At 56.9% G+C, this 25,111-nt stretch carries 23 protein-coding genes; 6 read left to right on the plus strand and 17 right to left on the minus strand.

The annotated features are described in order from the left end of the window. Positions 1–2 precede the first annotated feature (2 nt). Positions 3–1,091 carry a 3-dehydroquinate synthase gene (gene aroB, locus NBV64_RS18410; protein WP_022983678.1) on the minus strand — a complete coding sequence of 363 codons (1,089 nt, stop codon included), beginning with the start codon at positions 1,089–1,091 and terminating at the stop codon, positions 3–5. Then, positions 1,092–1,697: a shikimate kinase gene (locus NBV64_RS18415; RefSeq protein ID WP_009461975.1), complete on the minus strand. Its 606-nt coding sequence runs from the start codon at positions 1,695–1,697 to the stop codon at positions 1,092–1,094. Positions 1,698–1,816: 119 nt separating this feature from the next. On the opposite strand from NBV64_RS18415, the gene NBV64_RS18420 reads away from it, so the two are divergent. The 4 genes from NBV64_RS18420 to NBV64_RS18435 all read left to right on the plus strand — a co-directional run bounded on the left by NBV64_RS18420 (position 1,817) and on the right by NBV64_RS18435 (position 8,917). Next, positions 1,817–4,264 (plus strand): penicillin-binding protein 1A, encoded by a 2,448-nt coding sequence (locus NBV64_RS18420; RefSeq protein ID WP_250756307.1) that lies wholly within the window; start codon positions 1,817–1,819, stop codon positions 4,262–4,264. 96 nt (positions 4,265–4,360) lie between these two features. Next, positions 4,361–4,495 carry an LPS translocon maturation chaperone LptM gene (lptM, locus tag NBV64_RS18425; protein ID WP_080655585.1) on the plus strand — a complete coding sequence of 45 codons (135 nt, stop codon included), beginning with the start codon at positions 4,361–4,363 and terminating at the stop codon, positions 4,493–4,495. A 41-nt stretch (positions 4,496–4,536) separates the two neighbouring features. Continuing rightward, entirely contained in the window at positions 4,537–5,805 is a 1,269-nt protein-coding gene (lysA, locus tag NBV64_RS18430) for a diaminopimelate decarboxylase (RefSeq protein WP_250756308.1), read from the plus strand. A gap of 199 nt (positions 5,806–6,004) precedes the next feature. Further along, positions 6,005–8,917, plus strand: coding sequence for an EAL domain-containing protein (locus tag NBV64_RS18435; RefSeq protein WP_250756309.1), 2,913 nt, complete (start codon positions 6,005–6,007; stop codon positions 8,915–8,917). Between the two features lie 643 nt (positions 8,918–9,560). On the opposite strand, the gene ccsB is transcribed toward NBV64_RS18435, so the two are convergent. The 3 genes from ccsB to NBV64_RS18450 all read right to left on the minus strand — a co-directional run bounded on the left by ccsB (position 9,561) and on the right by NBV64_RS18450 (position 13,908). Continuing rightward, a complete protein-coding gene (gene ccsB / locus NBV64_RS18440) occupies positions 9,561–10,919 on the minus strand; it encodes a c-type cytochrome biogenesis protein CcsB (protein WP_009459951.1) in 1,359 nt (452 codons plus the stop codon). 15 nt (positions 10,920–10,934) lie between these two features. Next, positions 10,935–12,977: a cytochrome c biogenesis protein ResB gene (locus tag NBV64_RS18445; RefSeq protein ID WP_250756310.1), complete on the minus strand. Its 2,043-nt coding sequence runs from the start codon at positions 12,975–12,977 to the stop codon at positions 10,935–10,937. Between the two features lie 226 nt (positions 12,978–13,203). After that, positions 13,204–13,908 (minus strand): c-type cytochrome, encoded by a 705-nt coding sequence (locus NBV64_RS18450; RefSeq protein ID WP_031232587.1) that lies wholly within the window; start codon positions 13,906–13,908, stop codon positions 13,204–13,206. A gap of 157 nt (positions 13,909–14,065) precedes the next feature. Between NBV64_RS18450 and yihA the strand changes: the two genes are divergently transcribed. Further along, positions 14,066–14,689, plus strand: coding sequence for a ribosome biogenesis GTP-binding protein YihA/YsxC (gene yihA, locus NBV64_RS18455; RefSeq protein WP_009459957.1), 624 nt, complete (start codon positions 14,066–14,068; stop codon positions 14,687–14,689). After that, entirely contained in the window at positions 14,686–15,705 is a 1,020-nt protein-coding gene (gene hemB / locus NBV64_RS18460; RefSeq protein WP_022983335.1) for a porphobilinogen synthase, read from the plus strand. The genes yihA and hemB overlap by 4 nt, the downstream gene beginning before the upstream one ends. Before the next feature lie 118 nt (positions 15,706–15,823). Here hemB and dsbD read toward each other — a convergent pair whose 3' ends face one another. The 12 genes from dsbD to infA form a co-directional block, all read right to left on the minus strand. Beyond that, entirely contained in the window at positions 15,824–17,749 is a 1,926-nt protein-coding gene (gene dsbD, locus NBV64_RS18465; protein WP_250756311.1) for a protein-disulfide reductase DsbD, read from the minus strand. Positions 17,750–17,786: 37 nt separating this feature from the next. Next, complete coding sequence (cutA, locus tag NBV64_RS18470) at positions 17,787–18,173, minus strand: divalent-cation tolerance protein CutA (RefSeq protein ID WP_009459966.1); 387 nt, start codon at positions 18,171–18,173, stop codon at positions 17,787–17,789. A 46-nt stretch (positions 18,174–18,219) separates the two neighbouring features. Next, the gene (locus NBV64_RS18475) at positions 18,220–19,194 is read right to left on the minus strand and encodes an AraC family transcriptional regulator (RefSeq protein ID WP_250756312.1); all 975 of its coding nucleotides are present in this window, start codon (positions 19,192–19,194) and stop codon (positions 18,220–18,222) included. Between the two features lie 123 nt (positions 19,195–19,317). Further along, positions 19,318–19,863: a flavin reductase family protein gene (locus NBV64_RS18480; RefSeq protein ID WP_009459970.1), complete on the minus strand. Its 546-nt coding sequence runs from the start codon at positions 19,861–19,863 to the stop codon at positions 19,318–19,320. A 123-nt stretch (positions 19,864–19,986) separates the two neighbouring features. Continuing rightward, positions 19,987–21,072 carry an LLM class flavin-dependent oxidoreductase gene (locus NBV64_RS18485; protein WP_250756313.1) on the minus strand — a complete coding sequence of 362 codons (1,086 nt, stop codon included), beginning with the start codon at positions 21,070–21,072 and terminating at the stop codon, positions 19,987–19,989. 494 nt (positions 21,073–21,566) lie between these two features. Further along, positions 21,567–21,953 (minus strand): 50S ribosomal protein L17, encoded by a 387-nt coding sequence (rplQ, locus tag NBV64_RS18490; protein WP_003805334.1) that lies wholly within the window; start codon positions 21,951–21,953, stop codon positions 21,567–21,569. Between the two features lie 202 nt (positions 21,954–22,155). Next, complete coding sequence (locus NBV64_RS18495) at positions 22,156–23,139, minus strand: DNA-directed RNA polymerase subunit alpha (RefSeq protein ID WP_003805337.1); 984 nt, start codon at positions 23,137–23,139, stop codon at positions 22,156–22,158. 153 nt (positions 23,140–23,292) lie between these two features. Further along, complete coding sequence (gene rpsD / locus NBV64_RS18500) at positions 23,293–23,916, minus strand: 30S ribosomal protein S4 (protein ID WP_009459976.1); 624 nt, start codon at positions 23,914–23,916, stop codon at positions 23,293–23,295. Between the two features lie 11 nt (positions 23,917–23,927). After that, a complete protein-coding gene (gene rpsK, locus NBV64_RS18505; RefSeq protein ID WP_003805343.1) occupies positions 23,928–24,326 on the minus strand; it encodes a 30S ribosomal protein S11 in 399 nt (132 codons plus the stop codon). A gap of 14 nt (positions 24,327–24,340) precedes the next feature. Then, positions 24,341–24,706 (minus strand): 30S ribosomal protein S13, encoded by a 366-nt coding sequence (gene rpsM, locus NBV64_RS18510; protein ID WP_003805346.1) that lies wholly within the window; start codon positions 24,704–24,706, stop codon positions 24,341–24,343. 36 nt (positions 24,707–24,742) lie between these two features. Beyond that, the gene (gene rpmJ, locus NBV64_RS18515; protein ID WP_003805360.1) at positions 24,743–24,856 is read right to left on the minus strand and encodes a 50S ribosomal protein L36; all 114 of its coding nucleotides are present in this window, start codon (positions 24,854–24,856) and stop codon (positions 24,743–24,745) included. Between the two features lie 32 nt (positions 24,857–24,888). Next, complete coding sequence (infA, locus tag NBV64_RS18520; RefSeq protein WP_003805361.1) at positions 24,889–25,107, minus strand: translation initiation factor IF-1; 219 nt, start codon at positions 25,105–25,107, stop codon at positions 24,889–24,891. Between the last annotated feature and the right edge of the window lie 4 nt (positions 25,108–25,111).

A 25,111-nucleotide genomic window follows, 5' to 3' on the forward strand; every position in this document is an offset into this window, starting at 1 on the left:
TTTTACTCCTGTTCCACCGTTGTAAAGCGGGCCAATGCCTGGCGTACCACATCAGGCGCGACCGCCTGCACCTTGGCATGGCCTAATTTATCCAGCAGCACAAAACGCAGCTGGCCACCTTCATTTTTCTTGTCCACCTGCATCAATTCCAGCCAACGGTCCGCAGGCCATTGTGGTGGAGTGATCGGACATCCGCTGGCTTGCACCAGGGCCTTGATACGGGCCACATCCTGAGCGGGCAAGCCGCAAACCAGGGCGGAGAGCTCGGCAGCCATAATCATGCCGCAGCCCACGGCTTCACCATGCAGCCATTGGCCGTAGCCCATGCCGGACTCGATCGCGTGGCCAAAAGTGTGACCAAAGTTCAAAATGGCGCGCAGACCAGATTCGCGTTCGTCCTGGGAAACGACTTCAGCCTTGACCTCGCAGGAGCGACGAATCGCATAGACGATTTGTTCTTGTTCCAGCGTACGCATGGGCGCAATCTGCTCTTCACACCAGTTGAAGAAGTCCAGGTCGTAAATCATGCCGTATTTGATAACCTCCGCCAGACCGGCGGAGATCTCACGAGCAGGCAAAGTCTTGAGTACGTCCGTATCCACCTCTACAGCGATAGGCTGGTAGAACGCGCCCACCATATTCTTGCCCAGCGGGTGGTTGATCGCCGTCTTGCCGCCCACCGAGGAGTCCACCTGCGCCAGCAAGGTCGTCGGCACTTGCACAAAGCGCACACCCCGCATGAAGCAGGCCGCAGCAAAACCGGCCATATCGCCGATAACGCCACCGCCCAAGGCCACAATCAGGGCCTTGCGATCCAGGTGACCGCCCAGCAGCGCGTCAAAAATCAGGTTCAGGGATTCCCAGTTCTTGTAGGCTTCGCCATCGGGCAGCTCGATCACATGAACAGGCTTGCCGGTTGCAGCCAGGGCTTCCTTTGCAGGTGCCAGGTACAGGGCGGCCACCGTAGGATTGGTGACGATTGCAATGGCAGACGTATCGGCTGGCACCGTGTCTGCAAGATGCGCCAGACGCCCGGCGGCGATATGGATGGGATAAGCGCCACCCTGGGCGTCAACATGCACTACAGACATTTAGCAACCTCGTTCTTTCAACAGGGACAATAAGTGGCGCACCGCATGATGAACTGGCGCCGAGCCAGTTTCAAAGCGGACATCCGCCACTTCTTCATAGAGGGGTTCGCGCGCTTGCAACAGTTCCTGGATGCGGGCGCGTGGGTCCGCTGTTTGCAACAGCGGCCGGTTACGGTCTCGGGCCACGCGACGGTACAGCTCGTCTACAGTGGCACACAAGTACACTACGATACCGCGATCTTTGATGATCTGGCGATTGGCCTCGGACAAAATGGCCCCGCCCCCCGTTGCCAGCACAATACCGGTCTGGCGCGAACAAATATCGAGCACCGCAGATTCGCGTTTGCGGAACCCTTGCTCGCCTTCGAACTCAAAGATAGTGGCCACTCGCACACCGCTACGGGCTTCCAGCTCGTGGTCCAGGTCCATAAACTCGCGCTTGAGTTCCCGCGCCAATTGGCGACCAATGGTCGTTTTACCGGCTCCCATCATGCCTACCAAAATAATGGGGCGTGGGCCAGTCTGTTGTAAATGGAGCAGCTCGGCGTCTGTTAAGGGATCAGGATGTTCTACAGGCATCAGCTCAGCGGGTAAAGAGTGGTTCATTTGTGTATTATCCCATTAGCCTTCCCTAAGCACAGTCCGCTTGCTTAGTATTATTTTGTTACATTGATACTTGGTTTGAGGCCCAGTCCTGCTGCGTTTGGACTTTAAAATCAGCCCTAATGAGTTCCTCTTCCCGCTCCCCCAATTCTAAACCCGAGCAAAGCTCCGGTTCCTGGCTTGCCCGCCTCATCATCAAGACCTCGGTCTTTTTTGTGGGGCTTGGTCTGTGTGCCGTCCTGCTCGGGTCGCTTGCGCTGGCTTTGGCCTGGCCAAACCTGCCTGACCTTAGCGCCATGATCGACTACCGCCCCCGAGTGCCGCTGCGCATTTACACGGCGGATAAGGTATTGATCGGCGAATTTGGTGAAGAACGCCGCAATGTGTTGCGTTTTGACGAAATTCCCGATGTCATGAAATCGGCCATTCTGGCGGCCGAGGACGATCGCTTCTACCAACACGGCGGTATTGACTGGATGGGTGTTGGCCGCGCTGCCTTGGCCAACATGACCCATATGTCCAAGACCCAGGGGGCCAGCACAATCACCATGCAGGTAGCGCGTAACTTCTACCTGTCATCGGAAAAGACCTATACCCGCAAGTTCTACGAACTGCTGCTGACCTTCAAGATTGAAGCCACGCTAACCAAAGACCAGATCCTGGATCTGTACATGAACCAGATCTATCTGGGACATCGTGCTTATGGTTTTGCAGCAGCCTCACGAACATATCTAGGCAAGCAACTGGGCGAAATCACCACAGCAGAAGCCGCCATGCTGGCCGGTATTCCCAAAGCCCCCTCGCGCTTCAACCCCATTGCCAACTTCGAGCGTGCCAAAACTCGCCAAGCCTATGTGCTGGGCCGCATGCGTACCCTGGGCTACATCACTGAGCAGGAATACCAGGACGCGATGGCACAGGAAATCGTCGTGAAATCGGCTCTGGGTACGCCTGCAGGTGGCTACGCCATCCACGGTGAATACGCAGCTGAACTGGCTCGCCAACTGCTGTACGGCGTCTACCAGGACAATGTGTACTCGCGCGGCTTCAATATCTACACCACGATCAAGTCCACCGACCAGGAAGCGGCTTACCTGGCCGTACGCAACGGTATTCTGGATTACACCCGTCGTGCTCCTTACACCGGCCCGCAAGGCCAGGTGGATCTGCCTGCCGGTATTGAAAACGATCACGCCCAGCTGGACTCCATTCTGGATGACTTGCAGGACAAGTACCCCGACACAGGCGACTTGCTGACCGGTGTGGTGCTCGATGCCAGCCCCAACCAGATTCGCGTGGCCCGTACCGCCCAGCAAATTATTGATGTCAACGACAAGCGCGCCCTGAAGATTGTCGCTCGTGGCCTGGTGAAAAACGCCAAGGCAGACGTGCGCATTCAGCGCGGTTCCGTGGTCTATCTGTTCCGCAATGGCGATTACTGGGAAGTGATCAATATGCCTGCGGTGCAAGCGGCTTTTGTGTCGGTACGCCCGCAAGACGGCGCTATCCAGGCCATGGTGGGCGGTTTCCACTTCTCGGACGGGAAGTTCAACCGCGTCACGCAAGCCTGGCGTCAACCCGGCTCGGCCTTCAAGCCCTTCATCTACGCCTCCTCGCTGGAGCGTGGTCTGACTCCAGCCACGCAGATTTCGGACGAACCTTTTGTTCTGACGGCTGCCCAGACCGGCTCCAAGCCCTGGACACCCAAGAACTACGGTCGCACCTACGAGCCCATGCTGACCATGCGCCAAGGCTTGTATAAATCCAAAAACATGGTGTCCATCCGTATCATGCAGGCCGTCGGTCCCAAGTATGTGCAGGAATACGTGACCCGCTTTGGTTTCGACAAAGCCCGTCAGCCCGCCGTGCTGCCACTGGCTCTGGGTGCCGGTAGCGTAACGCCTCTGCAAATGGCCGGTGCCTACTCGGTCTTTGCCAATGGCGGTTACCGCACCGAGCCCTACCTGATCGATTACGTAACCGACAGCACCAACAAAGTCATCATGCGTGCCAAGCCCATTGTGGCCGGTGATGCGGCTGCCCGTGCCATCGACCCCCGTACGGCTTACGTCATGAACGATTTGCTGCGCGGTGTGGCAACTTCCGGTACTGGTGCCCGCTCCTCGCGCGAATTGAAGCGTACGGACATTGGTGGCAAGACAGGGACCACCAACGATTCCCAGGACGCCTGGTTTGCCGGTTACACGCCAGATCTGGTCGGTATTGCCTGGATGGGCTTTGACAAGCCACGCAGCCTGGGTTCGGGTGAAACCGGCGGTGGCGCTTCCATGCCTATCTGGATCAACTACATGCGCGCCGCGCTGAAAGACAAGCCTATCGTGCCTCCAGGCCCCATGCCTTCCGGCCTGTCGCGCATCAACGGGGACTTCTACTTTGACGAATTCCCACCCGGACAAGCGATTGCCCGTGTTGGTCTGCCCGCTCCAGGTGACGGTGCCCTGCAACAAGGCGGTAGCGATCAAAGCGACGGTATTGGCGACCTGCTGCGGCAACTGGACTCTGACTCCGGTTCTTCTGGCACGCAAGCCCAGCCCTTCGTCCCCTTCTAAATCCAGTACCCAAACGCCGGCCTAGCCGGCGTTTTTTATGCTTTGTCCCTCACAATGGCATAATGCTCTGCATTGTCCGCACTAGCTCAACACCTTATGAACAAACTACGTTCCTCCCGCCTGCTGGCCTTGCTGGCACTTAGCGTTTTTCTTAGCGCTTGCGGCTACAAAGGCCCCTTGTACCACCCTCCTGCGCAGGAAGCAGCGGACGCCCAAACAGCGCCGCGCTGATTTCCGCCCTGCTCGCTTAACCTCTGTTATTTGACGACACCATGACCGTTGCACCTCACTTCCAATTTCAGAACAACACGCTGCACGCCGAGCAAGTTCCCCTGAACAAGCTGGCTGAAGAATTCGGCACCCCTCTGTATGTGTATTCCCGCCAAGCCTTGCGCGACGCCTGGGAGTCCTATCGAGTGGCAGGCCAGGACCGCAAGTTGTTGGTGTGCTATGGCATGAAGGCCAATTCCAACCTGGCCATTCTGCAAGAATTCGCCCGTCTGGGTACCGGCTTTGACATTGTTTCGGGCGGTGAGCTGGCCCGTGTCATCGCCGCCGGTGGCGATCCAGGCAAAGTGGTGTTCTCCGGTGTCGGCAAACAGGTTTGGGAAATTGAAGCTGCCCTGAAAGCAGGCGTGAAGTGCTTCAACGTCGAATCCGAAGGCGAGCTGGAGCGCGTTGCACAGGTTGCTGAACGCATGGATGTGAAAGCGCCTGTTTCCTTGCGCGTGAATCCGGACGTGGATGCTCGCACCCATCCCTACATTTCCACCGGGCTGAAAGACAACAAGTTCGGCGTGCCTATTGATCAGGCTCCCCGCATCTATGCACGCGCCCAAGAGCTGCCCAGCCTGAATATTGTGGGTGTCGACTGTCATATCGGCTCGCAGATTACCGAAGTCAGCCCCTATCTGGATGCGCTGGACAAGCTGATCAAGCTGATCCTGGCCCTGAAAGAGCAAGGAGTGAACCTGACTCACCTGGATTTGGGCGGCGGTCTGGGCATTCGCTACACCGACGAAACCCTGGTGACCCCAACCCAGCTGCTGACCGAAGTATTCGCCGCTCTGGACAAGAATGGCCTGGGCCATCTGGAAATCGTGCTGGAACCCGGCCGCTCCATGGTGGGCAATGCCGGTGTGCTGCTCAGCCGCGTGGAATACCTCAAGCATGGCGAGACCAAAAACTTCGCCATCATTGATGCCGCGATGAACGACTTGATTCGCCCCACCCTGTACGATGCCTGGCACAGTGTGGAAGCGGTAGAGCCTCGTCCAGTGACCGAGGAGACCCCCCGCTACGATCTGGTTGGCCCTATCTGCGAAAGCGGTGACTGGCTGGCACGTGACCGTCAACTGGCGCTGGAACAGGACGACTTGATCGCCATCATGTCCGCCGGTGCCTATGCCTTTACCATGGCCAGCCAGTACAACACCCGCCCCCGTGCGGCTGAAATTCTGGTCGACGGCGATCAGGTTCATGTGATCCGCCCCCGCGAAAGCCTGGAAAGTTTGTTTGCCACCGAACGATTGCTCCCTTAAAGGCGGGCAAGAATGCAGGTAACAACCATTCAGCCTTAAAGAACTCTCGAATCTGACCGTAAAACAGGCCGGGACTGCGCTGCCATCAGCAGGCATCGCAGTCCCGGCCTGTTGCGTACTGTCCTAGCCAGGAACGCACAGATTTCGCTGTCAGTGGCCAGACAGTTCGATGGTAAGCGCTGGAGGCTGTACCACCATCATGACCACCCCAGGGATACCGACACACGGCTTTGAGCCTGTTACTTCGGCCAGCGAGCGCCTGATTCGCGGCTTGAGTCTTTACGTCATCCCTTTGTTTCTGATCATGCTCACTTTATGGGCATTACTGTTCCTGCCGAATCGCTACCCTACCGTTCCCGGTCAAAGTTTGGGCATTCAGGCGCTGGCCAGCCAGCAAGAGCATGCGGATCCAGAGTTACTGACGCAATTGGAAAATGCCCCGACCCGGCAACGATTGCACCTGAGCGAGCCCCATTGGCTGCTGCTGACCCTGCCCGCCCCCTTCCCCCAGCAGGACCAGGTCCTGCACTTTCCGGCCTCCCCGATTTCTTCGCTGCACTGCCAAGACGCCCGCAGCGGCCAAGCCCTGCGTAACAGTGAGCTGGACCCGCCTACCCCGCTGTCACCCGCCCCGGTAAAAAGCTACACCCTGGAATTAGGCCAGGCGAACCACCCCGACACCGTGCTGTGCCGTGTCGAGACCTCCCGCCCCACCCTCCTGCAAGCTCAGCTCTGGGCCAGCGCTGACGTCACCAACTCCTCGATCCGTCTTAGCCGTGGCATAGGGCTGCTGGAAGGCGGCTTGCTGACCATGGCCATGTTCATGCTGGTGCTGGCCGCCACCAACCGCGCCTGGATCTACCTGCTGCTGTCAGTCTGGTTGATTGGCAACCTGCGCCTGGGTTCGATGGCCATGGGCTGGGATACCCAGTGGCTAGGCCAGATTCTGCCCTCGCAGTACATGCCGGTGCTGCGTCAGGTGACCATCGCCTGCTACTTCATCCTAAGCTATTCCCTGTTTACGGTATTGCTGGGCAACTCGATTACCACCGCCCGCCTGCAACGCTTGCTGCCTACGGTGGGCATACTGGGCCTGATCCTGTTACCCGTGTCCCTGCTGGCCCCGGCGTCCGTGTTCCAGCCCGTCATGTGGGTCAGCACCATCTACGCGCTGTGCTGCGTGTCTGCCGTGCTGCTGTCCATCCTCCTGCACACCCGCTCGCGCATCTTGCTCTGGCAGCTGGTGCTGCTCAGCATGGCCCTGTGCATGCTGATTTCAGCCATCTTTCTGGTGACCTTTGGTCGCTCCAGCTTTGTAGAGAACTTCAACGGTGTCATCGCCTTCCTGCTCTCCAATCTGATGGTGGCCCTGGCCGTAGGTGAACGCTTGCGAGAAGACCGCAGCGAATCCCTGCGCGCCCGTAACGAACTCATGGCCCACTACCTGCTGACTCCCGTCGGCATGTTCACCCTGAACGAATCCGGCGTCTTTCTGCGCATCAGTCCCATTCTGGCGCGCATGCTCAACATAGACGCAGACCCGAACGAAAGCACCATACACTGGACCAATTTCTTTCCCGAACAAGACTGGAAAGCTGTCGCCCAAAACACACAAAATGGTCAGGACGTGACCATTACCTACTACGACGCCGATGCCCAGCCCTGCCAATTTGCCTTGCGTGTGGCCATCGTCAATCAGTGCATTGAAGGATCTCTGCAAGACATCACCGCCCGTGCCGAGACCTACCGCCAACTGCGCCTGATGGCCGACAACGATCCGGTTACCAATGTCCTGAACCAGCGCGGTATCGAAAAAGCACTGGACGGCCTGCTCAGCCGCAGCCAGGACGACAAACCCTGCCTGCTGGCCTACCTGGACCTGAACCACATCAAATATGTGAACGGCACCTTCGGCCATTCCTCGGGTGATGCCCTGCTGCTGAAAGTCTGCGAGCAACTGGAATCCGTCCTGCGCAGCAAAGACAAGATTGGCCGCATCGGCAACGACGAATTTGTCATCATCTTTGAAGACTGCGAACCCGACCAGGCTCGCACTCTGGCCAATAGCGTGCTGGAATCGCTGAACAAAAGCCCCTTGCTGGCTGGCAACCGCAGTTTCAACCTGCGCAGCACACTGGGGCTGGTCGAAGTCGCCCCCGGCATGGCTCCGCAAGAAGCCATCTCCGCCGCCAGCCGAGCTGCCCGCGACGCCCGCCGCCTGCATCAGGACATGATTATCTACGGGCAGGACTCCAACGTCCTGCAAGAACACGCCGAAGAACTACGTTTATTTGAAGAGCTGGAAGGTGGCTCTTCTCGCGCGCTATACCTGGAAATGCAGCCTATCGCTGCCTTGCGTCGCCCCATGGACAGCCTGAACTTCGAGGCCTTGCTGCGCGTGCGCGACTCCTCTGGCCAGCTCATCCCTACCGGCCGCATCATCGCAGCAGCAGAAGAAAGCGGCACCATCACCATCATCGATAAATGGGTGTTCTCCGCCACCCTGGAATGGATGTCCAAACACGAAGCCCAGTTGAGCAAGACCCAATGGGTCACCATCAACCTGAGCGGCGTGTCCCTGAACGACGACACCTTCATCAAATGGCTCTTCGACATCCTGGCCCGATTCGAACACCTGGCCCGCCGACTGTGTGTAGAAATCACCGAAGGCGTCGCGCTGGACGACCTGGAGCACACACGTAATTTCATGCGTCGCCTGCAGAAAATGGGCGTGCGCATCGCACTGGATGACTTTGGAGCGGGGTACACCTCCTTCTCCTACCTGCGCGAACTGCCCGCCGATGCCATCAAGATCGACGGTGCCCTGATTTGCGACATGCTGAAAAAAGAAACCAACGTCGCCATTGTCCGAACCATTGTTGAACTGGCCAACAACCTGGGCATGATCAGCATCGCCGAATGGGTCGAAGACGTCCCCACCCTGAAAGCCCTGCAAGAACTGGGCGTAGACTACGTACAAGGCTTCATCATCTCCAAAGCCTGCACCCCTGCAGACCTGCTCAAAGCCCAAGCCATGACCGACTTGGTCAACGACCCGGCAGCCCGCCAGTTCCTGATCGAATCCCAGGATAAATTCCCGCCCGCCATGTAACTCAAATAGCTACCCAAGGCCCACAGAGGGCCTGACCGCTCAACAAGAAGAAATAGGCGAATCCAGCTCCAAGCCCCGCTTCGAATCAGCCGCAGCGTGCAACGCAAGCTCAGACATGATGAAAGCAACAGAGGCTACTTCTTTGGCAACCCTGCAGGTGGATAAGCCTGTATTGAACCCAGCTCTGGATACACAGATAGGGATGGCTCATAAATAAACACTGTGAGCCGCTGGTGTGCGGGTCGGGGTCTCGGGGCGATTCAGAGTGCTTGCCGCGGGCAGAAGATCGCGTAGGGGTTCAAGCACCCTGCTGTTTGAGCACGACGCTTATGGTTTGTCCGGGGGGACAAACCATCGTGCGAGTTCAGGATGCGCCCTACGCGATCTTCTGCCAAGGGCACCGGTGCGCAGCACCGGCAAGCGCTCAAGCCCCGACACCCCGACCCGCACACCAGCGGCGTCTCCCAGCGCTTATGTCACCCCACAAAGCACCATTCAAGCCCCTACCAGGCACCCGCCCCTAAAAGAACAAATAAACAGCCACAAAAAAACCCGAGTCCGGCACTCAGCCAAACTCGGGTTTCCCAATTCTACAACCGCCATTCCGAAGCCCAAACACAAGCACCCCAGAACAGCAGAAACCTTACAGCTCCCCGTAGGAATGCAGCCCCGACAAGAACATATTCACGCCCAAGAACGCAAAGCTGGTAATCAGCAGCCCACCCAGCGCCCAATACGCTGCCATCGTGCCACGCAGCCCTTTAAGCAAGCGCAAGTGCAACCAAGCCGCATAGTTCAGCCACACAATCAAAGCCCAAGTCTCTTTCGGGTCCCACTGCCAGTAAGTGCCCCAAGCATCAGCGGCCCACAAAGCCCCCAACACCGTTGCCACCGTAAAGAAGGCAAAACCCACCGCAATCGCCCGGTACATGATGTCATCAAGCACCTCCAGCGAAGGCAGCTTGCGCGAAATCGGACCACGGAAATACAGAATCGTACCCACGATCACGCTACCGATACCGAAATACAGCATCCAGGTAGGCGACAACTCGCGCGAACCAAAAATCATGGGCTCGGCACACAGAATCGCACCCAGCAAAAACACCGGAATCAGCTTGGCACGCGAACGCGTCTCGCCATTTTCCTTAACCAGATACGCAAAACCCACCATGGCCGCCAACGAGAACGTACCGTAACCAATAAAGTTGGCCGGCACGTGTAACTTCATCCACCAGCTTTTCAGCGCAGGCACCAAAGGCTGGATCTGGTGTGCATCACGCGTGAAGGAATACCACAGCAGAAAAATAACCAGCGAGCTGATCGCCAACAGCACAAAGCCACCCAAGGCACGCGTGTTGTAACGACGCTCGTAATACATGTAGAACAAGGCAGTAATCAGCGCCAGCAGCACAAACACTTCATACAGATTGCTGACCGGGATATGACCGATGTCCGGACCCAACAAGTGACCTTCGCGCCAGCGCACCAGCAAACCCGTCATCCCGGCATAGATCGCCGCCCAGGTCAGCCCCGACCCCATCCAGGCCGCCGTATTACTGAAAAAACCAGCCCAGTACATCACCGTAGCCAGAATGAACAGCGCGCACATCCACAAAATGGCGGACTGGGAAGAGAACAAATACTTCAGCAGAAAAACCGAATCGGCCTTTTCAATATCGCCGGTGCCCAAACCATCACCCGTGCTGTACAGCCAGACCGCCAGCAAAGCCGTCAAACCAGACAACACCAGCAGCGTGCGCAGCGGACGCCACAACCACCCCAGCCAGGCCACAAACGGCACGAAAGCCACCAGAATGATCTTTTCGTAGTAATCCATACTGGTGCTGTACACATTGAGCGCATACGCCGCACCCAAAGCCAGTGCCACCAGAAACAGCACATCCGTCCAGTCCGGACGGCCACGGATACCGCGCCGGTCACCACTGGAAGCGATATTGTCTTGCCACATCGAGGGAGTGGCCGAAGAAAGGGTCTGCGCCATAGTAGCTACACCTTGTCAGACAGATAGCCGGTTGAACGCCGCTTTAAGGCGATCAAACTCGAGGTTAAAGTCCAAGTTGCGACGTTGAGATGTCATGGCAGCCATGACACTGCTTCCTTGGTTGTGAGGGCGAATCCAGACCCACACACGGCGATCCCGGATATAGAACATCGAGAACACGCCAATAATCAGAAACAAGCAACCCAAATACACAATGTACATGCCTGGGCTGCGCGCCACCTGGAATACGCTGGCTTGAACTTGCTCAAAGCTGTCCAAGGTCAACATAACCGGTGCCGGGTAATCAGGCAGGTTGGCAAACGCCAGTACAGCAGACTGAATCCAGCGATTGGCATCGCTATTTTCCTGACTGTAATCCAACTCCGGCAAACCTTGTTGCTGCCTGATCAAGTCACGCAATTCCGACAGTGTGAACTGAATCATGGGAATTGCAAAACCCAGAATACGCTCGCGCTCGGCCTCGGGGACACGGCTGATCAAGCCATCAAAACCGGCACGCACAAACGTCTGCAAAGCAGTTCTGGACGCGGAGAGCATCAGCTCTTTTTGCTCGGGCGACGAAGAGTTACGCTCGGCAAAGCGCTCGGCCGCCTGGGTCACCAGGGCCTCGTTCTGCGTGGCCGCACGCAAATCCATGAATTCTTTCAAGGAACCCTTGTCGTCAGCCGGGAAACGCACATAGCGGAACGGCTCGGCGGGCGAAAAGCGCATACCGGCCAGAAACACCAGGGTGCCATCCAGCTCCACCGGCAGCATGTAGTTCACAAACTCGCGGGACTGGCCCTGATCGTCGATCAAGCGATAGTTCACGCTGGGGCCGACGTTCTTCAGATGCTGATCTTTCTTGTTGGCAGCGCTACCAGTAACAGCGGCCACGTGCTCAATCATGGCCTTGGGCTGAGGATCACCCTCACTCAGGTTTTCCACGTTGATGGGGCGCAGCTCGGTCAACTGAACCGTCAAAGCGTGTTCGTTGGGGCTTTCCTGGGCCGCAATGCCTACGGTTTCGCCCACTTTGCCATTTAGCGCAAAGGTCCTGGAACCAGGGCCTACCAAGGGATAGCCCTTCAGGCTGAGGATACTGCCGCCATCGTCAAAACCGGACTGGTAAACCGTGACCCCCTTGTAGCGCAGCGGCTCGTTCACCTCGATGGTGCGCTCGAACGTATCGCCCGTGACGGGATCGGTAACTTCCACTTCACTCTTGAAGCTGCTGGGCATGCCAGTTGAGTAGTACTCCACCAGGAAACGCTTGAGTTCCAGAGCAAAAGGCAAGGGCTGAATCAGGGCGCCTTCACCGGAATTGACCACGGCAGTAGCCGTACGGGCTCCCTCTGGCACCAGCATATTGGCGCGGAAGCTGGGATTGCCCAAGCCCAGTCGACCCGACTCGGGCACCTGGGAAATCAGCATGTTTTCAGTAATGGGCTGTTTACCACCCAGCCACACCTGCAGGCGCACGGGCAATTCGCTGTCGAGCAGGCCGCCCACACAGATCACCACAATCGCCAAGTGGGCAAAAATGTAACCCAGCTTGTTGGCGCTGCCCTTCTTGGCTGCCATCATCATGCTGCCGTCGTCATCCTGACGCACGCGCACGGCGTAACCCTGGGACTGCAACCAGCCTTGCACCTGCTCGCGATTATGTTCGGGAGCACCGGCGCTTTCCAGTTCAACACGGTGGGGAAAGGCTTTCAGACTGCCGCCGCGCACATGCTCTTTGAACGTGCGCATTTCACGGATCATCTTGGGGGCATTACGAATGACGCACAGCGTGGTCGAGACCACCAGAAACGTCATGATGACCATGAACCAGCCACTGTTGTAGATGGACCAGATCGAAAAATGGTCGAAAAATTCAAACCAGTACGGCCCGAATTGATCGATATACGTATTGGCGGGCTGATTTTGCGCCAGAACAGTGCCGATCAGACTAGCTACGCAAATGAACATCAGCAAGCTGATGGCAAAGCGCATCGAACCGAGCAATTCCAGAAAATCGGCCGCAAAGCGACGTACGGGGGATACTTTTTTCACAAAGGCTAGCTTAGGAGGTGGGGGGTTTCACCGGAAACATCCAGACTTTGAACGCAGAACGCGCACAAAGTTCGATCGCTGGACAAAACACCAACACGAGACCCGGCCCAAATCGGCACTGCCCGTTGTTAAGGCTCCCAAACTGCCATGACTATCAGGAAGCTGGGGCCAAAAAGCGAATGTCAGGCTTCAGACAGTCAGGGGGCCAATGGCCCCCTTGGGCTGATTAACGCAGGCCAGCTGCGAAATCTGACACGGCTGCAATGTCGGCGTCCGACATGCGATCCGCGATGTCATGCATCATCGGGCCATTGGCACGGTCGCCGCTGCGGAACAATTTGAGCTGTTCGGCAATGTAGCCAGGGTGCTGGCCAGCCAGACGGGGGAACTGACCGGGCATACCAGCGCCATCAGGCGAGTGGCAAGCGGCACAGGCCGCAACACCGCGCTCGGGCAAACCGCCGCGCCAGATCTTCTGGCCACGTTCCATGGTGTCTTCTTTGGTAGCGTTAGCTGCCTGATCCCAGTTCACGGGCTGTTGGGACAGGAAGAAAGCCACGTTTTGCATGTCTTCTTCGGTCATGCCGGCAGCAATGGCGGTCATCAGGCTGTTGGCGCCTTCAGGGCCGCGACGGGAAGGCACAGACTTCTCGTCCTTGGCACGGAAATCGTGCAGCTGCTTGACCAGGTACTCGTACGGCTGGTGAGCCAGCGACGGGTTGACCGGAATAATACTGTTGCCGCCATCCCCGTGACAGGTCACACAGGCCAGCACGCCACGCGACATCTCACCTTGCAGGTAGAGCTGCTCGCCTTTGGCGGCATCTGGCTTGGGCAGACCAGCTGCATTGGCCACGTTAGCGGTAAAAACCACAGAGCAAGCCATCGTCAGGCTGCTTGCGATAACGACTCGGGAAAGCGCACGCTTCATTTGGACCTCGATAATCGCGAATCAATCGGGGTGCCGCATGCGCCCCGCAAAAGCCACCGTAAGCCGCTGGTCAGTACCCAGTGGACTACGACATTACTGTTTCAAATCGAGAGATTATACAATAGGCGCTGAACCAATATGGAATTACGCTGCAACCATGTCGATACTGCACCGCGCTCACTTCACGATTTCAGCTGCTCAGATCGATCAGCTGCCTCCTCCCGGACCGCCAGAGGTCTGTTTTGTGGGGCGCTCCAATGCGGGCAAATCCTCGGCCATCAATGTGTTGGCCAACCAACGGAAACTGGCTTTTTCCAGTAAAACGCCGGGACGAACACGCCTGATCAATATGTTCGGTATCCCCGACCCGCTCTCGCCGGGCGACTTTCTGGGCCACCTGGTGGACTTGCCCGGCTACGGCTACGCCGCCGTGGCGCGCCACGAAAAGCAGGACTGGGCCGAAATTCTGGGCGAGTACCTGGTCTCCCGCCCCTCGATTGCCGGCATTGTGTTGCTAATCGACATCCGACGCGGCGTGACCGACCTGGATATGCGTCTGGCCGACTGGATTGCACCTACCGGCAAGCCCGTACTGGCTCTTTTGACCAAGGCCGACAAACTGCCGTATGGTCAACGCATCAAGGCGGTGGCCGAAGTGCGCCGCCAACTCCGGGAAATTGGCGCCCTGCATGCGCTGCCCTTCTCCTCCACTGATCGTATCGGCTTGCCCGAAGCGACCGAATGCATCGAAAACTGGATTTCTCCGAAGGTTGTTCCATGACTCGTTTTATTCCTCCTGCCGACTTTCCAAACACTCGCCTGCGCCGTAACCGCCGCGACGAGTTTTCCCGCCGTCTGGTGCGTGAAAACCGCCTGTCCACAGACGACCTGATCTACCCGGTCTTTGTGCGTGAAGGCGAGAGAGTTCAGGAGCAAGTGGGCTCCATGCCCGGCGTCATGCGCTATTCGCCTGATGAACTGATGCGCGTGGCCGAACAGTGTCTGGAGCTGGGCATCCCCGTGTTGTCCCTGTTCCCGTCCATCGACCCGTCCCTGAAAACGCCGGATGGCAGCGAAGCCGCCAACCCGAACGGCCTGATTCCGCGCGTGGTGGGCATGCTCAAGCAGCAATTCCCCGAGCTGGGCGTGCTGACTGACGTGGCTCTGGACCCCTACACCAGCCATGGCCAGGACGGCATTCTGGACGAAGCCGGTCACATCCTGAACGAAGAGACGGTCGCCATGCTGATCCGCCAGGCCCAGACGCAAGCCCAGGCTGGCGTGGACATTGTGGCCCCCAGCGACATGATGGACGGCCGCATCGGCTCCATCCGCGCTGCTCTGGACAAGGACCAGTTCATCCACACCCGCATCATGGCTTACTCGGCCAAGTACGCCAGCGCCTTCTACGGCCCCTTCCGCGACGCGGTGGGCTCGGCTGCCAATCTGGGCCGTTCCAACAAGAACACCTACCAGATGGACCCCGCCAACCGTAACGAAGCCCTGCGCGAAGTGGCCGCCGATATCCGCGAAGGTGCCGATATGGTCATGGTCAAACCTGGCCTGCCTTACCTGGACATCCTGCGCGACGTAAAAGACGCCTTTGGCATGCCAACCTACGCCTACCAAGTCAGTGGCGAGTACGCGATGATCAAGGCTGCCGCCCAGAACGGCTGGCTGGATCACGACAAGGTAATGATGGAGTCTCTGCTGGCATTCAAGCGCGCTGGTGGCGACGGCATTCTGACCTATTTCGCCATCGAAGCCGCCAAGCTGATGCGCGAACAGAACTGCTGATTCACATCAATCAGAACGCAAAAAACGCAGCCTGTGAGCTGCGTTTTTTGTTGTGTGTACGCGACGATCTGTCGTCTGTTAAGCCCTGATAAGCCCTATTCGGGGCAAATCAGGAACTTCAGGCACCGGCCAGAACCTCATCCAGCACCTTGGAAAAGCGACTGGCATCCTGAAAACCGATCACGCGCAATTGTTCCAGCTGTTTGCCCTTGGAATCGAAAAACATGATGCCGGGAGGGCCAAACAGGCGGAAATGTTTCAGCAACTCCCTGTCCTCGGGAGTGTTGGCTGTCACATCCACCTGCAGCAAATCAAACTGTGCCATACGCTGTGCAACCGCAGGATCACTGAACGTGAAATTCTCCATTTCAATGCAGGACACACACCAGTCTGCGTAGAAATCCAGCATGACGGGGCGGGTGGTCTTGGCCAGACGTTCTTCCAGCTCCTGCAAGGTGAGTACGCGCTGGAACTCCACTTTGCCTTGAGCGGCTGCCACCGTACCGGACGATTTCAGCCCTTCCAGTGGACGAATCACGCTAGGACGACCCAGGGCAATACTGATCATCATCATGATGGCCCAGACCGCCAGCATCATGCCTACGCCCTGGCGCAAACCCGACCAAGGTGTGCGCGCTGCCGTACCGCGCCCAAATGCACCCAACAAGGCCGCGGCCCACAAAGCCAAAACGACCCAGCCAAAGACCGCGATCGTGCCAGACATCAAGGGCGATACCATCCACCAGGCCGTAGCCAACAGCAAGACACCAAATGCGGTTTTGACACTTTCCATCCAGGCACCGGCCTTGGGCAACACACTGCCAGAACCCGCGCCCACAATCAGCAGCAACACGCCCGACCCCCAGGCCAAGGCGAACAGAGCCGAGCCGCCCAGGACCACATCACCCGTCTGCGAGATAAACAGCAGCACACCCGCCAAAGGCGCTGCTACGCAAGGGCCGACGATCAGCGCAGACAGCATGCCCATCAGGAACACGCCACCCATCTGCCCGCCCGGCAAACGGTTCATGGTTTCATTCAGGCGATTTTGCAGCGCTGCCGGGGCCTGAACCGTAAACACATCCAGCATGGACAAGGCCAGCACCACCAGGATCAGGGCGAACAAGCCCAAAACCCACGGGTTCTGCAACCAGCTTGCCAAGCCTGCGCCCAGCAAACCTGCCGCCACACCCAGCAAGGTGTAGACCAGAGACAAGCCCAGCACAAAGGCAAAAGCCATTTTCAAACCATGCCAGCGCGATGGCGCAGGCTGATTACGGCCCGCAATGATGGACAGCAAAATCGGCACCATCGGCAAGACGCAAGGTGTAAAGGACAGCAGCAAGCCGAACACAAAGCTCAGCAGCACAATCTGGCCCCAACCAGCTTGCTTGAGGTAATCCGCCAGGCCCACATCACTCAAACTCAATGCCGACGCTACATCACCTGTGCTGGCAGCGGTGGCGGTGGAAGTTGTGCCTGCGGTGTCTGTTTTCTGACCCGAGCCTTCACCCGGCGCAGGCACCGACACCACACCGAAGGGGCCTGCCACTTCCCAGCCCTGTCCGGTGGGGATCAGGGTCAAGGTTTGCGTAGAGGGGGAATAGCACAGGCCAGCATCGGCACAACCCTGGCTGACTACATCAATTTTCAGATCCTGGCCCGTACCGCTATCGGCCAGAACAGGCACTCGCAGAGTGACCGAGTTGCGGTAGACCTCCATGACTTCGTCAAAGGTAGGGTCGTACACCTTTTCGCCATCGGGAAGCTGGGGAGTACCCAAATGCTCGGCCTTCTCGGTCGAGATCCCGAAGCGCTTGCGATACATATAGTATTCAGGCGCAATCTGGAAATGGATATCCAGCTGATCGGGCTGGCTCATGGCCGCGGTCAGTACAAAAGCCTGTTCCGGGTCCAGAAACTCTTCTTCTGCCTGCGCCGTCAATGGCGTTGCCAGCCAGGCCAGCATCAGGACAAAGAAAACAGCAAACCACGCGCCAAGACGCTGGGCAGAAAACGGAGAACGCTTCAAAGACAAAGGCACAAATCTATTCCGGTTTTTTAGGCTGGGCTATCTGAGATCACGCTGGACGCGTCTGGGTGCGGACCCAATCCAGATAAGCGGTGAAACCACCAACAACCGGAAGCACAATCAATTCAGGCAGTTCGTAAGGATGCTGCTCTCGCAAGCGATCTGCCAGTTCCGGTAGCCGGGCCACTGTGGTTTTGAAAGTCAGCGTGATTTCCTCATCACCCTGTAACTCCCCTTGCCACATGTACATAGACAAACTGGCGGGCGCAAGGTTCGCACAAGCGGCAATTCCATCTTCAACCAGGTGATGAGCCAGGTATTTGGCCAGCATCATATCGGGCACCGTCGTCTGCACCAGCACCAATTGCTGTGCATCCAGATCGGGCAAGGTCAAGGCCAGTTTAGGTTTGGAACTGGAGGAATTCTCAGAGGACATGCAGGGCTCCTAATCAAGCCCTTAGTGTAGCGCCGGATGCCGGCTCTTAGATGCTGGACCGAGGTCGAGTCAGGCCGCTTAATGTTTCAGAGGGGCGCTCGCCATAGCGATAGCGATAATCAGCAGAGAACTGTCCCAGGTGGGTAAAGCCACAGGCCAGGGCCACCTCGGTGACTGACATGCCACCTTCTTGCAAATATCGGCGGGCCGCTTCCAGACGCATCTGCTTTAGACGCGCCATCGGTGCGACACCCAAATGTTCCCGGAACCCCGCATACAGACTGCGCACACTAACACCTGCCGCTTGGGCTATATCGCCAATCGTGATGGGCTGGCCGGTCTGACTTTCCATGAAATCCAGGGCACGTCGCAAAACATGCGGCAAGGCTGCCGCGGTCTTATGGGCGGGCTGATTGTGCTGGTGCAGCTCGAACAAGGCATAAATCAGGGTCTGCTCGAATTGGCGTACCTGACGGGGCTGATCAAACAAAGAGCCGTCCGACACTTCGGCAAACTGCCAATCCAGCAAGCGGCGCAAACTGGCTCCGCCAGGCGCATCCAAAGGAATGGAAGGCTGAAACTCCAAGGGGCCGCGTACAGGCTGCGCAAAATAATCCTGATAGTGACGCTCCAGCCCTTGGCGTCCAATACGCACAAACAGCTTATCGGCCTCCAGACTATGTTCCATGCTGAAGTCTTGAGTCGGGCTGATGATGGAAGCCAGACGCGAGGTAGACGCGAAACGTCCGTGCGCCGTATGAATCTGCTCTTGTCCCGACAGAGGGATTTGCAAGAGATAGAAGTCGTCCAGTGGCTGGGGCTGAATCTGCACCTGCGCGCCATAGCGCAAACGACCATAGGCCACATCCTGGCCTTGGCGTAGATACAAGCGTGCATTCAGACGCTGACGAGTATCCGCCAGGGTCAGACTATGCGGGCAGAAAACCTGGGAGATATAGTGCTGAACGCAGTCCACATCCTGCGAATGCAGCTGGGCATAGCGATTCAGTATGGTGGTCATGAGCGTCGCAACAAGCGATAAAAAAAGCTGTGCCTTAGTGTGGCACAGCCTCTTGCACTGCAACATCGAGACTATCCCTAGGCCCGGCTAAGGTGCCAAGACAGAGACAGCGATCCCGACGATTTACTGGCCCTGAAAGCGGCCAAAACGTCCCTGCCAATACAGCAAAGGCGAATCCTGTGCCTGCTCGGCATGGTGCACCTGCAAGACACGGCCCAATACCAAAGCATGGCTATGACGTTCAATTACTTCCACGATCTGGCAGGCCAAAGCGGCAGGAGCTTGTCGTGCCAACCAGATACCGTGCTCGGTACGCAGCCAATCATGTCCGGCATAACGCGCATCCCCTTGCTCGCCTTTGAAACCGGCAAACTGCAAAGCCATGCCTGCCTGCTCGACACCCAGAATATTCACACCGAACAGGCCACTGTCACGCATTAAAGGCCAGGACGAGGAGCTTTGATTCACACAGACCAGTACCTCTGCCGGATCTGCGGCTACCGAGGTGACCGACGTTGCCGTCAGGCCGCTACGCTGGCCCTGGTGTTCGACCGTAATCACATTGGCCGTGCCACCCAGATGGCGCATAGCAAGTTTGAACTGCTCGGCAGAAACTCCAGGCGCGTGCAGCGCTTGGTCTGTCGGCAAGGAAGCCAATTCCACAGGCATGATTCACCCTTTTTTAATCTTATGGGCAGCACAGTCATCAGGACGGTGCTGCCTGCGTGGCGTACGTGAACTGGCTATCCCCCAGAGCAAACCCAAGCCTGCCCGATAGCCAGAAAATCGCTCTTAGCGAATGCCACGCTGCTGCAACAAAGGCAGCACAGTATCACGGAAATAAGGAAATTCCTTTACATAGTCCACAAAGGACAAGGTTGTTCCCCGGAAACCGGCTTCGTGCAACGCACACAAACCGTCAGCCACTTGCTCGGGCGTACCCACCAGCGGGAAGCCACCATGGCCCGCGGCCATACGCTCGCGAATCTGCTCCAGCAGCTCGTGCGGGAAGGAATGGGCGTGGGCAAACTGCAAATTCATCAGGTTATCCACGGCACCATTGTCGATATTGGCCATGATGCGTTCCCACTCGGCCTTGGCCTCGGCTTGCGTCGGGCGGCACACCACGTGCGAGAAGGTCATCACATCAACCTTGCGGCCTTGCGCTTGGCCTTGTGCCTTGAGTGCAGCCACTTCCTTTCTGGAGCGCTCCAACTCCATGGCAGGCGTGAACAGGAAGTTCGCGTTGCGGCTGGCGAACTCGCGGCCCTGACCGGAACCAGCCGCGTTAAAGATAGGCGGATCAAATTCAGGGCGGGGGTTGCCGTAGACGCCTTTGGCCTGAAAGTACTTGCCATCCCAATCGAAGCGACCGTCTTGGTGCCAGATCTTCTTGATCAAATCGAACCACTCTTGTGCATAGCCATAGCGGGTTTCGTGATCATCAGGCAACTTCACACCCAAAGCGTCGTACTCGGGCTTGTTCCAGCCAGCCACAATATTCAGACCGACACGGTTGCCGCTCATCTGCGCCATAGTGGCGATCTGCTTGGCGATCACAACGGGGTGGTTCGCAACGGTGTGCACAGTGGCAAACACGCTGATATTGCGAGTATTGGCCAGCAAGGCCGTCGCCCAGGTGACAGTTTCCAGTACATAGCCGTGGAAATCGGTTTCGCCACCGTAACCAATCCAACGGGCGATAGGCAGCATGAAGTCGATCCCAGCATCGTCCAGCAGCTTGCCCAACTTCAGATTGTTTTCCCACGTAGCCTGCCAGCGATCGGGCAAGGTCGATACCGTCATGCCACCACCGCAGTTGGTAGCAAAGGTTCCCAGCAGAAACTTATCGTGTGTGAGCAATGTATTCTGTGCCATCGCCAGTCTCCTGAAAATCGTTGTTCTTTACAGCTCACCACCATGGCGAAGCTGACATAGCGCAGATTTTAGGGATTGGCTTTACGGCCCACTATCGGATCACTGCCGGTTTTATCAATTGCCTGCAATTATTTGAACTTTAAAGCTCTACAGGCCACCCAACCTATCAAAAACCCTTATATAACAGCGGCTTGTCGCGTTTTCAAAACTGTTTTTCGGTCAATGAACCCTGCTTTACACCTTCACACTGTACTGAAACGGAGTCCACGCTCTGGCTCAAGCCCACGCTTGGACTTATATGATGGGTAGGCTTGGCACTAAGCCTGGGGCAAAAGCAAAACGAAGGTGGGAAACAAGGCCAGCAGCAACAGCAGCAACAAGGTTAAGGCCTTCCCAAAAACGCCCAGCCCGTGATGAACAAAACCCCGCGCCGCCAATAAAAAAACGGACTCCTGAGAGTCCGTTTTCAATACTACTGTAGAAACAAGCGGCGCTTATTCAGCAGCGGCTTCTTCCTGAACTTCTGGACGATCCACCAGCTCCATGAATGCCATAGGAGCATTGTCACCCTGACGGAAACCCATTTTCAGGATGCGGGTGTAGCCGCCGTTACGCTCTTGGTAACGTGGGCCGAAAACTTCAAACAGCTTGGTCACTGCATCGCGGTCGCGCAGACGGGCGAAAGCCAGACGACGGTTTGCCAAGGTTGGGTTTTTAGCCAAAGTGATCAGAGGCTCAACCACGCGGCGCAGCTCTTTAGCTTTAGGCAGGGTGGTTTTGATGGCTTCGTGAGTCAGCAGGGACACGGACATGTTGCGGAACATGGCCAAACGGTGGCTGCTGGTACGATTCAGTTTACGTAGACCGTGACGGTGACGCATGATGATTTTCCTAAATAATGAATCTAATTGGCACGCCGCTTATGCGACATGCGTAAATCCGGTTCTTCTATCAGCTAAGCTGCGGACCAGATGGACAGCGCAAAACAATAGCACATTTTCAGCCGCCACCTACACTTTTTGCAGGTGTACAACACCAGAAAAAGTGTAAGCGGCGTCTAAGTACGTCTGTCTTGCTTACTACTTATGGACGCTCAAGACCCAGTGGTGGCCAGTTTTCGAGCTTCATGCCCAAAGTCAGGCCACGTGCAGCCAACACTTCCTTGATTTCGTTCAAGGACTTGCGACCCAGGTTTGGAGTCTTCAACAGTTCGTTTTCGGTACGCTGGATCAGATCGCCGATGTAGTAGATATTTTCGGCTTTCAGGCAGTTTGCGGAACGAACCGTCAGTTCCAGATCGTCGACAGGACGCAGCAACACAGGATCGATCTGTGGAGCGCCACGCACTGGAGCTTCGTAGGCATCGCCCACACCTTCCAGAGCAGCAAACACAGAGATTTGATCCATCAGGATGCGAGCGGACTGGCGCACGGCTTCCTCGGGCGAGATCACGCCGTTGGTTTCAATGTCCAGAACAAGCTTGTCCAGGTCAGTACGCTGTTCCACACGGGCGTTTTCGACCGCGTAGCTAACACGACGCACTGGGCTGTAGGAGGCGTCCAGCACGATACGACCGATCGTGTGGGTGCGATCATCAGCCAGGGCGCGCACGTTACCAGGAACGTAGCCACGGCCTTGCTCAACCTTGATTTGCATTTCCAGCTTGCCGTCGTCGGTCAGGGTGGCAATCACATGATTGGGGTTGATGATTTCAACGTCGTGCGGCAATTCGATGTCGCTGGCCAGAACTTGGCCGGCGCCTTCCTTGCGCAGGATCAGGGTAACTTCTTCACGGCTGTGCAGCTTGAAGACCACGCCCTTCAGGTTCATCAAGATATCAACCACGTCCTCGCCCACGCCTGGCAGCGTGGAATACTCGTGCACCACACCGGTAATCTGCACTTCAGTGGGTGCATAGCCGGTCATGGAGGACAGCAAGATACGACGCAGTGCGTTGCCCAGAGTGTGGCCGTAGCCGCGCTCGAAAGGCTCCATGATCACCTTGGCGTGATTTTTGCTGATCGGTTCAACTTCGATGGAACGGGGTTTCAAAAAACCTTGAGACATTCGATTTCCTTTTCAATACCCTCGGCTCGTTACACCGATAAGGCTGACGGAAACTGGCAAAGCCAGCGGGATAGTATCGCAAAGCCCACTTGCCGAAAATCGGGAAGTGGGCCTGCGATTACTGCATTGCGTAAGAGGTCTTCGCGTACAAAATTAACGCGAGTACAACTCAACAACCAGCGATTCGTTGATGTCTTGAGCGACATCAGCGCGATCAGGAGCTTGCTTGAACACGCCGGACAGCTTGGCGGTGTCAACTTCTACCCACTGAGGCAAGCCAATGCCCGTAGCCAGATCCAGGGATTCCTTGATACGGCCTTGGGATTTAGCTTTTTCGCGCACGGAAACAACGTCACCAGCCTTGATCAGCATGGAAGCGATGTCAGCGGTGTGACCATTGACTTCGATTGCACGGTGGTTCACCAGCTGACGTGCTTCTGCACGTGTAGAGCCAAAGCCCATGCGGTAAACCACGTTGTCCAGACGCGATTCCAGCAATTGAATCAGCGTTTCACCGGTGTTGCCACGACGGCGGTCAGCTTCAACGTAGTACTTGCGGAACTGCTTTTCCAGCACGCCGTACATACGCTTGAGCTTTTGCTTTTCGCGCAGCTGCAGACCGAAGTCAGACGTACGAGCACCGGAGGTGCGGCCGTGCTGACCAGGACGCGATTCCAGTTTGCACTTGGAATCCAGCGAGCGACGGGCGCTCTTCAAAAACAGATCGGTACCCTCGCGACGCGAGAGCTTGCATTTTGGTCCAATATAACGAGCCACTTCGCTTCCCCTTAGATGCGACGACGCTTGGGCGGACGGCAGCCGTTATGCGGAACCGGTGTGATGTCTGCAATGCTGGTGATCTTGATACCCAGAGCATTCAGAGCACGCACAGACGATTCACGGCCTGGACCGGGGCCCTTGATGCGAACTTCAAGATTTTTAATACCGTATTCCATGGCAGTACGGCCGGCTGTTTCAGCGGCAACCTGCGCGGCAAACGGCGTGGATTTACGAGAGCCTTTAAAGCCCGCGCCACCCGACGTAGCCCAGGACAATGCGTTGCCCTGACGGTCAGTAATGGTGATGATCGTGTTGTTAAAAGAAGCGTGGACGTGAGCAATCCCGTCCGACACGCTTTTTTTGACTTTCTTGCGTGCGCGTGAAGCGCTGCTAGAAGCTTTGGCCATCTTCTATTCCTCGATTATTTCTTCAGGGACGCGGCGGCGCGACGCGGACCTTTACGGGTGCGAGCGTTAGTGCGTGTACGTTGGCCGCGCACTGGCAGACCGCGACGATGACGCATGCCACGGTAAGTTCCCAAGTCAGCCAAACGCTTGATCGAGAGCTGAACTTCACGACGCAGGTCACCTTCTACGGTGAACAGGCCGATCTGTTCGCGAATGCGCTCGAGTTCCGCGTCGGTCAGATCTTTGACCTTCTTGGAGTATTCAATACCCGATGCTTCGCAAATCTTGCGAGCGCGGGTGCGACCGATGCCGAAAATCGCGGTAAGACCGATTTCGGCGTGTTGATGCGGCGGGATGTTAATGCCGGCAATACGGGCCATGGTTATTCCTTGTTAAATCGGTTGCGTTTCGGCAACTTAGCCTTGACGCTGCTTATGACGTGGATCGGTGCAGATGACACGCACCACGCCATGACGTTTAATGATTTTGCAGTTGCGGCAGATCCGCTTTACTGATGCCATTACCTTCATGGTTTGACTCCTAGTTTCCTGTAACCGGCCGCTTATTTGGAGCGGAACACAATTCGTGCTCGGGATAGATCATAGGGCGTGAGCTCCACAGTGACCTTATCGCCCGGCAGAATCCGGATATAGTGCATACGCATTTTGCCTGAAATGTATCCGAGCACTACGTGACCATTTTCCAGCTTGACGCGAAAAGTTGCGTTGGGAAGGTTCTCAAGAACCTGTCCCTGCATTTGAATGACGTCGTCCTTTGCCATTTTC

The organism is Alcaligenes sp. DN25, from assembly GCF_023674485.1.
Lineage (GTDB): Bacteria > Pseudomonadota > Gammaproteobacteria > Burkholderiales > Burkholderiaceae_B > Alcaligenes > Alcaligenes phenolicus.